At 63.9% G+C, this 8289-nt stretch carries 6 protein-coding genes, 1 tRNA gene and 2 pseudogenes; 4 read left to right on the forward strand and 5 right to left on the reverse strand.

The features are described 5' to 3' along the window. A pseudogene (locus tag E5W87_RS31475) lies at positions 1–549 on the reverse strand (hypothetical protein); the annotation flags it as partial. 345 nt (positions 550–894) lie between these two features. Here E5W87_RS31475 and E5W87_RS31480 point away from each other — a divergent pair. The 4 genes from E5W87_RS31480 (at position 895) to E5W87_RS31495 (ending at position 2763) form a co-directional block, all read left to right on the forward strand. Then, positions 895–970, forward strand: a tRNA-Thr gene (locus E5W87_RS31480). Positions 971–1287: 317 nt separating this feature from the next. Beyond that, positions 1288–1713 carry a globin family protein gene (locus E5W87_RS31485; protein ID WP_292406665.1) on the forward strand — a complete coding sequence of 142 codons (426 nt, stop codon included), beginning with the start codon at positions 1288–1290 and terminating at the stop codon, positions 1711–1713. Between the two features lie 65 nt (positions 1714–1778). Continuing rightward, on the forward strand, positions 1779–2105 hold the full coding sequence (locus E5W87_RS31490; RefSeq protein WP_292406668.1) for a hypothetical protein: 327 nt from the start codon (positions 1779–1781) through the stop codon (positions 2103–2105). Positions 2106–2229: 124 nt separating this feature from the next. After that, positions 2230–2763, forward strand: coding sequence for a DUF2380 domain-containing protein (locus E5W87_RS31495; RefSeq protein ID WP_292406671.1), 534 nt, complete (start codon positions 2230–2232; stop codon positions 2761–2763). An 84-nt stretch (positions 2764–2847) separates the two neighbouring features. Here the strand turns inward: E5W87_RS31495 and E5W87_RS31500 are convergent, their stop codons facing one another. The 4 genes and pseudogenes from E5W87_RS31500 to E5W87_RS31515 form a co-directional block, all read right to left on the reverse strand. Then, positions 2848–4446, reverse strand: coding sequence for an indolepyruvate oxidoreductase subunit beta family protein (locus tag E5W87_RS31500; RefSeq protein WP_292406674.1), 1599 nt, complete (start codon positions 4444–4446; stop codon positions 2848–2850). Further along, positions 4439–6592 (reverse strand): indolepyruvate ferredoxin oxidoreductase subunit alpha, encoded by a 2154-nt coding sequence (locus E5W87_RS31505; RefSeq protein WP_292406677.1) that lies wholly within the window; start codon positions 6590–6592, stop codon positions 4439–4441. The genes E5W87_RS31500 and E5W87_RS31505 overlap by 8 nt, the downstream gene beginning before the upstream one ends. A 44-nt stretch (positions 6593–6636) precedes the next feature. Then, positions 6637–7116, reverse strand: coding sequence for a MarR family winged helix-turn-helix transcriptional regulator (locus tag E5W87_RS31510; protein WP_126037474.1), 480 nt, complete (start codon positions 7114–7116; stop codon positions 6637–6639). Then, positions 7116–8183: pseudogene (locus tag E5W87_RS31515) on the reverse strand (phytoene desaturase family protein); the annotation flags it as partial. The gene E5W87_RS31510 and the pseudogene E5W87_RS31515, both read right to left, overlap by 1 nt. Positions 8184–8289 lie beyond the last annotated feature (106 nt).

The raw sequence follows: 8289 nt of genomic DNA on the forward strand, positions 1-8289 counted from the left end.
TCTCACCCGCCTCTCGTCGCGGTCGGGCATCACCTCTGTATCATCGACTCCGGTCGATGCAGGGGACGACATGTCGATCTCCGGCACATCGGCAGAAACCGCTTCGGGCATGATATCGGGAACGACCGGCAAGACGCGCGACCGGGGCGCGTCGGATGCACGAGGCTCCACCGGACCGTCGACAACGACGTCAGGCGACGGAGCGGGGCCAGCATCGGCTTCGACATCCGGTTCGGTATCGGCTTCAGCTTCGGCATCGGCCTCGACTTCGCTGTCGGCCGGCTGCTCCGCCGCCGGTGCTGCGGCGTCATCGTTGGTCGGCGGACCGACGTCGGGAACCGCCGGCAGGAATTCGGATTCGATTTCCGTGATCTTGGCCTGCACCGCCTTGCGGCGCTTGATGGCGACTTCCACCGTCACGCCCGGGTTGGCCTGCAGGGCACGGTCCAGTGCGGCGAAGGCCGATCGATAGACCCTCTCGCGGAACGTCCGGTCTTCGGCATTGCCTTTCTCGAAGGCATTCCGGATCGCTTTTTCGATCGCGTCCAAACGGGACCTCTCTGCACGTACGGTCACATTGTCATGATCGTTAGCCGTAGGCGACCAATCAATCAACGGGCCAGCGGCCGCATTCTGCCTTGGCGACGCATCCGAGGCCCATTTCGGCGATTTTCGTTAAAGGAATCAACATTTTTCACCGATTTTCCCACCACGGCGCCAACGTGGCGGTCGCGCGACCTGCCGGTGCGGCCTCGCGCGACCACATGGCGGATCGGCGCGGTGGCCCCTGATCGGCCCGGCATGAGCCCCAATGCGAAATGCCAAAGTCCCATCTTGAATTTGTGGCGGGTTGCGTTTATCACCCAGCGCATCTTGGAGGCCCTGGCTTCCCGGGCCGCTTTAGCTCAGTTGGTAGAGCACATCATTCGTAATGATGGGGTCAGGTGTTCGAGTCACCTAAGCGGCACCACTATTTCTCAAGGCTTTGCGGGTTCCGAGGGTATAGCAAAACCACGTGGTAGCACGCTGGTAGCATTCTTCAGCGGCGCCCTTGCCTCGTGTCACCACAGGCTCGCCTCCGTCTTCCTCAATTTCAAACGCGCCCTCACCAGGATGCGAGCGACCCAGCGCACGACCCCGTCCGTCGTGATCTGAAGACAAATGAGCGCAAATGAAAACCAATTGAGACACAACTGAAACACATCTACGCGCAGGCGACATGCACGCGAAACGCTTTGGAGGGATTGTCGAGCCTCACCCAAGCTAGGGAATGCAGGAGCGTCGCCGATGACACCCGACCAGATCAGACTTGTCCAGGACAGTTTTCGCGAGGTCGTCGCGATACGCGTCGCCGCAGCCGCGCTGTTCTATGAACGCCTGTTCGCGATTGACGCGGATCTTCGCGCGCTGTTTCCGGTGAGAGACATGACCAAGCAAGGCGCCAAGCTGATGGCGAGCTTGGGCTTCGTCGTGCACGGATTGGACCGTGCCGACACCATCCTCCCGACGGTGCGCGTGCTCGCCAGGCGACACGTGGCCTACGGCGTCAAGGAACATCACTACCCGATCGTCGGGCAAGCGCTCATCGAGACGCTGGCGGCCGGCCTCGGTGAGGCTTTTACGCCGGCTGTCCGCGAGGCTTGGGAAGCGGCCTACGGGTTGCTCGCGAGCGTGATGATCGCAGCTGCCCGCGTGGATCAGCTCGCAGCGTGACTTATTGGGATGCAGCCGAAGGCGACCATCCACCCGAACGACAATTCTAAATGGAGAGAAATACAATGTTCAGATACACAGCTCTTGCAGCGCTTTGCGTTGTAGCAAGTTCCGCTTCTGCCGGCGAACTCACGGCCCGCCAGGGTGGGACCGTCGATCTCGGCAATTTTCACGGCGTCGTCTACTACACCGAGGCGGATGACGGCTATCGCGTGGTCACCACGATGGCGGCGGGCGAAGAAAGTCTGCCCGTGCGCTTCGTCGCGACCCTTACCGAGGGCCAGGCGATGGTGATCTCGGTCCCGGGCGAGTTGGCAAAACCCGGCCAGACACTCGAAATCTCGCGCGCCAAAGGCAAGCTCGTTGTCGCGAAGATCGAGTCCACCCAGTAAAGGGCGGAAAGTTGACGTTGCGACGCAACCGGGTAGTCTTGCGCTTGCTTTCGCGTCTTCCAACGATGCGAAGGCAAGCGGCACCGCCAATGGGATGGCTATCGTCCCAACCTCGGAGAACGAGATGCTCAAGGTGCGATGCGAAGAAGTTCGATTTCGGCTTTTTGAGCGCGGACGATTTTTCCTGATCCTGCTAGGCGCCGGTGCACTTGCGTCGGCCGCCTTTGCCGATGCCGTCGAGCCAAGGACCCTCGCCGTCGCGGATTTCGAGTTCAGGGATACATCAGGCGAAGTCAGGGACCAGACCGCCGAACACGAAGCGCGGCTGAAGGCGTTTGGCGTTGCGTTGCGAGATGGTCTTTCGGGGAAGATCGACCTCGTCGCATTACCCTGTCATGCAGAACGGTGCACCATTAGGGATCCCGGCCTTGTCGATCTCTCGAAGCGGGCAAGAACAGCAAGCGCGAAATATCTCCTGATCGGTCAGATGCACAAGATGAGCACGCTGGTTGGCTGGGTGAAGTTTGCGGTGCTGGATTTGAACGACAACAAACCTGTCTGCGATCGATACCTGACTTACCGGGGCGATACCGACGAAGCGTGGCGACGCGCAGCAGAGTTCACGGCGCGTGACATCGAGAAGCACTGCATTCCGTAGGGTATCCACGGAAAGTCCGGCGACCGAAAGGGTCGCCGGCGTCGGGTGGTCAAGGTGCGCAAGCGGCACCAGTTATTTCACCGATCAGTTCGATGAACCCGGGCCATCGCCCAGCGACGCCACAGTCTTCAGCGCACCGTCGAGCATGTCGCCCTTCTCGTCCTTCAGCGCCGCTTCGCGCAGGCGCCTGATCCAGTCGGCGGCGTCGTCGCGGCCCTTGAGCAGGTCGAGCGCCGACAGCACCCGGTCGAATTTCGACTGGGCGCGGACATGGGTGTCGCTGTAGCCCTTGATCAGCCGGCGGCAGTTGAGGATCTCCGTGGCAAGCGCGTAGTCTTCCCTGACATGGCCGAGCGCCAGCGCGTACCAGCGCTCGAGATGCGCGGTCTCGACCTTGTGGCGCAGCAGGTGGCGGCGCCAGCGGCGCAGGCCGCCGATGAACCACAGCGCGGCAAAGCCGGCGAAACTGTCTGTGCGGATGCGGCGGCCGCGATTGATGCGGCGGTCGAGGAAGGCGGCAAGCTTCGGCCGCGCCTCGATATAGCTGCCGAGCCCGGCCGGCAGTGTGCCGCAGAATTCTTCGATGCGCGGATGGAAATATTCGGTCACCTGCAGGACCGTTCCCTCCTTGACGCCGACCTCGCGGCGCACGCGCTTGTCGCGCGTCGAGCGCGTCTTCAGGTCGGCGACGCGGATCATGTCGTCGTAGCACATGGCGTTGGCCAGATGCTTTGCAGCTGATATCGACAGCGCGTGGTCGTGGTCGGCATTGTCCAGGACGACCGCCCGGTCTAGCCGGACGAGATACTCGCCGCCATAGGCGATGTCCTGATAGTCGACGACCTTTCTCAGACCGCGAAGCGCCATGTCGCGCACCGGGGCCGGCAGCGCATCGACGCGCGCCGCAAGGTCCTGCCAGCCCTTCAACAGGCCTTCTGGGCCGCTCACCTTTGCCGCCGCGCCCGAGCCGGTTTCGGCAGCTTTTGGCTCTGCAATCTTGTCGCCCAGAGGCGGCGCGTTCGTAATGCCATGGGCGCGATCAAAGGAGGCGCCGAAGGCGGCGAGACTGGCCTTCACGCCGCGGCCGCCGGCACTGACCGCCTGCTCGTAGCTCTCGCGGGTGAACGGCAGGGCGTCGGAACCCGCCAGCGCGCCGAGCAGGCTGGCCGAGATCATCGAGCCGTTGTCGGCGGCGATTTTCTCCATGTCGAAGGCGATGAAGCGCTTGGCAGCCGTCTCGGCTGTCGCATGCACCTTTGGCGACGATGCCCGGCCGTCGCCGGGCTCGATCTTTTCCGACACGGCGGCGATGCGGTGCGACGACGCGATCAGCGTGGTGCGCTCGGGCGTGACAAAGCCGCGGATGATGGCGCGGCCGGCTTCCATCAGTTCGGCGGCGATCAAGATGTCGACGTCGCCCTGCGAAGGCGACAGCGCGAAGACCGGCAGCCGGCCAGTGTCTCTGGCCATCTCGACATAGTAGATGGTAGCGCCGGTGCGCTGGGCGACGCCGGCGACCGAGGTCGATTGCGCGACATAGCCGTTGCGCTCGGCGACGTCGGTGATCCAGTCGGCCAGCACGCCGCCGCCCTGGCCGCCGACCGCCAGCACGGCAAGCTTGATGACGCGCTCGTCTTCGGGAGCGCCGGCTTTCGAGCGCGATGAGGGAACGGCGTCAAGCATCGGCGAATGTCAGGCGCCGGCTTTCACGGCGCCGTTGCAACAGGCTGATCGTGGCGCGACGCGCAGCTTCCAGGAAACGGTCCCAGCGGCTCGGATTGTGCACCACGTCGGCGCGGTAGAAGGATGGGCACAGCACCGCCGCATCGGCGACCTCGCCGCAATTGCCGCAGCCGACGCAGCTCTGGTCGATATGCGCCACCGGATCGTCGCGCAGCGGATCGTCCAGCGATTTCACCGACAGCGACGGGCAGCCGGAAAGCCGCATGCAGGCGTGATCGCCAGTGCAGATGTCCTCGTCGACGCCGAATTTCGGCTTGACGATCCTTGTCCCGCTCTTGATCGCCTTGTCGACCAGCGGCTTCTCGCGGCGCTGCCGGTTGAGCATGCATTCGGACGAGGCGACGATGACTTTCGGGCCCTTCTCGTCCGTCGTCAGTGCCTCGCGCAGCGCGTCCTGCATCTTGGTGACATCGTAGGTGCGGTCGATGTGGCGCAGCCATTTGACGCCCATGCCCTTCACCGCCTCGGTGATAGGGTGCTTTGTCGACTTCGTCTTGTTGCCGGCGCGGGATGAGAGAATGTCCTGCCCTCCCGTCGCTGCCGAATAGAAATTGTCGACGATGACGATGACGCCGTCATTCTTGTTGAACACCGCATTGCCGATCGACGAGGTCAGGCCGTTGTGCCAGAAGCCGCCGTCGCCGACGAAGGAGATCGAGCGGCGCTTGGCATCGGGCGAGTTGAACGCCGAGGCCGAGGCCGGCCCCAGCCCGTAGCCCATGGTGGTGGCGCCAAGCTCGAAAGGCGGCATGATCGAAAACAGATGGCAGCCGATGTCGGAGGCGATGTGATGCTTGCCGAGCTCCTGCTCGACCAGCTTGGTGGCGGCGAAGATCGGCCGCTCGGGACAGCCGACGCAGAAGCCGGGCGGACGGCCCGGAACGACATTGATCAGGTCGGCGGTGTCGAGCCCGTCACCGATCTTGTTCGGCGCGCGAACCTCGCCCGGCAGCAAATGCGGGATGGTGGCGCGCAGGAACGATCCGATGCCGTCGAGCATGACCTGGCCGGTGTATTCGCCAGCCATCGGCAGATGCTCCTTGCCGACGAGCTTTGTGCCGCGCCCGGCCTTGTGCAGCATCGCGGCAAAGGCCTGCTCGATATAGTTGGGCTGGCCTTCCTCGACGACGAGCACGGCGTCCTTGCCCTCGCAGAAGGACAGGAACTCGTCATCGACCAAGGGATAGACGGCATTCAGCACGTAGAGCGGCACGTCGGTCTCGCCATAGGTGTCGGCGAGGCCGAGGCGCTGCAGCGCCCGGATGACCGAATTGTACATGCCGCCTTGCATCACGATGCCGATCGAGCCGTGCTCGGGGCCGAAGAACTCGTTGATCTTGTTCTCGCGGATGAAATCGACCGCCGCCGGCCAGCGTTTCTGCACCTTTTCCTTCTCGTGCAGGAAGGAGGCGGGCGGCAGCACGATGCGGCCGGTGTCGCGGCGCGGCGCGTCGAGCGCATCGGCCACCGTCATCGCCGGCCGCTTGTTGTCCTTGGCGATGAAATGGCCGTGAACATGGCAGCAGCGGATGCGGACCTGCAGCATCACAGGCGTGTTGGAAATCTCGGAAAGCTCGAAGCCGTCCTCCACCGCCTTGACGATCGATGGCAGGTTCGGCCGGGGGTCGAGCAGCCAGACCTGGCTCTTCATGGCGAAGGCGTGGCTGCGCTCCTGCATGATCGAGGAGCCTTCGCCGTAATCCTCACCGACGATGATCAGCGCGCCGCCGGTGACGCCGCCCGAGGCGAGATTGGCCAGCGCGTCCGACGCGACATTGGTGCCGACCGTCGACTTGAAGGTTGCCGCACCGCGGATGGGATAATGCACCGATGCCGCCAGCATGGCGGTGGCGGTTGCTTCCGAGGCGCTCGCCTCGAAATGCACGCCGAGCTCGCCCAGAATATCCTGCGCGTCAGCCAGTACGTCCATCAGATGGCTGATCGGCGCACCCTGATAGCCGCCGACATAGCCGACGCCGCATTGCAGCAGCGCCTTGGTGATGGCGAGGATGCCTTCGCCGGAAAACTCCTCGCCGGCGCCGAGCCTGAGCTTTTCGACTTCCTTGGCAAAAGACCGTTCAGCCATTTTGGGCTCCTTCCGTTACCGCCGGCAGCCGGCAGCGCGTAAGATCAAATGTCGTGCTTGCGAATGTTCTTCAGCATCTTCTGCAGCGTCGCGATCAGCGCCGCATATTCAGCATCGTCGACGTCGTCGAACATGGCCTCGAACGCATCATGCATGGCCGGCCAGGCGCGGGTGAACTCGGCGCGACCCTCGTCGGTCAAGAACACATGGCGGATGCGACTGTCAGTGACTCCCTGCTCCCGCCGCACAAACCCTTGCCCTTCCAGCGTGTCGAGCGTCCGACTCAACGTGGATTGTTCAATGACCGTATAGACCGAGAGGTCGTTGACGGTGACGCCGTCGGTGACCGACAGCACGGCGAGTGTGCGCACCTGCGGAATGGTCAGGCCCTGCTTGCGAAAATCGTCGCGCAAGGTGGCGTTGTAGCGGCCCATGATGCGGTTCATCAGATAGGGCGCGAACTGCTGCAAGCCGATCTGGCCCAGGGTCGAGATGCGCTGGCGCTTTTCAACTTTCTGTTCCATCACAGCCTCCCCGCCAGCAGGAAACCGGAGCCGCCGCCAAGCCCGGCGCCGGGGTGGGTCGAGGCGCCGATATGGTAGAGGCCCTTGACCCCGGTGGCGTGATTGCGGCTCGTCTTGAACGGTCGCCACAGGAATGACTGGTCGATGGTCGAGGAACCGCCGTAGGGATCGCCGCCGACCAGATTGACGTTCATCGCTTCCAGATCGACCGGCGAATAGGCGCGGCGTGCAATCACGCTGTCCTTGAACCCGTCGATATGACTGGCGAGGATCGCTTCGGCACGGTCCGCGTAGGCTTCGCGCAATGCCTCGGTCCAGCGGCCGTCGGCCGGCGGTGGCAGCTTGCCGGCGGCATCGCCGTTGATGGTGCGGGGCGCCTCGGGCAGTTGCAGCCACAGGATCGCCTTGCCTTCCGGACAGCGCGAAGGATCGAGCGCGTGCGGCTGGCCGACACAGATGGTCGGCACCTCCGGCAGCATGCCGCGCGTGGCCTCGTTGCAGGCTTTCGACACGCCGTCGAGCCCCGGCGTCAGATGCAGCAGCGCGACCTTGTCCAAGCCTTCGCCACGCCAAGCGGGCGGCTTGTCCAAGGCATAGTGGATCTGGAAATTGCCTTTGCCGTAGCGGTATTTTTGCGCTGCCTCGAGGTCTGCTTTCGGAGCCGCGTCGCCGAGCAGCCGTTCGTAGAGCTGGGTCGGCGTGACCGAACAGATGACGCTCTTCTTCGCGTTGACCGTTTCGCCCGAAGTCAGCCGCACGCCGGTGGCTCGGCCATTCGTCTGGATGACCGAGGCAACGTCCCCTTCAGTCCGGATCACGCCGCCGCGCTCCTTGATCAACGCTTCGAAGGCGGACAGCAGATTCCCAGTACCGCCCTTGACGATCGGCGCGCCGGCAGCTTCCAGCGCGAAGGCGATAACTTTGGCGATCTGGCCGGAAAAGGCGTCTTCTGGCCCGAGACCGGCATGCAGCACCCAAGGCGCCCACAGCGCCCGAGTGATTTCGGATTGGTAGGTGCTTTCCAGCCAGCCGCGCGCCGGCACCAGCGCTTCGCCGAGAAAGGCGGCAAATGCGATAACGGCGGGTGACGGCGACCGGCACGGCAGCGACGTCGGCGAGATCGAGCGCAATGCCGGCCTGCTGTTCGGGCTGCTCGGCGGCAGCCTGTGGTCC

This window comes from Mesorhizobium sp., from assembly GCF_004962925.1.
Classification (GTDB): Bacteria; Pseudomonadota; Alphaproteobacteria; order Rhizobiales; family Rhizobiaceae; genus Mesorhizobium.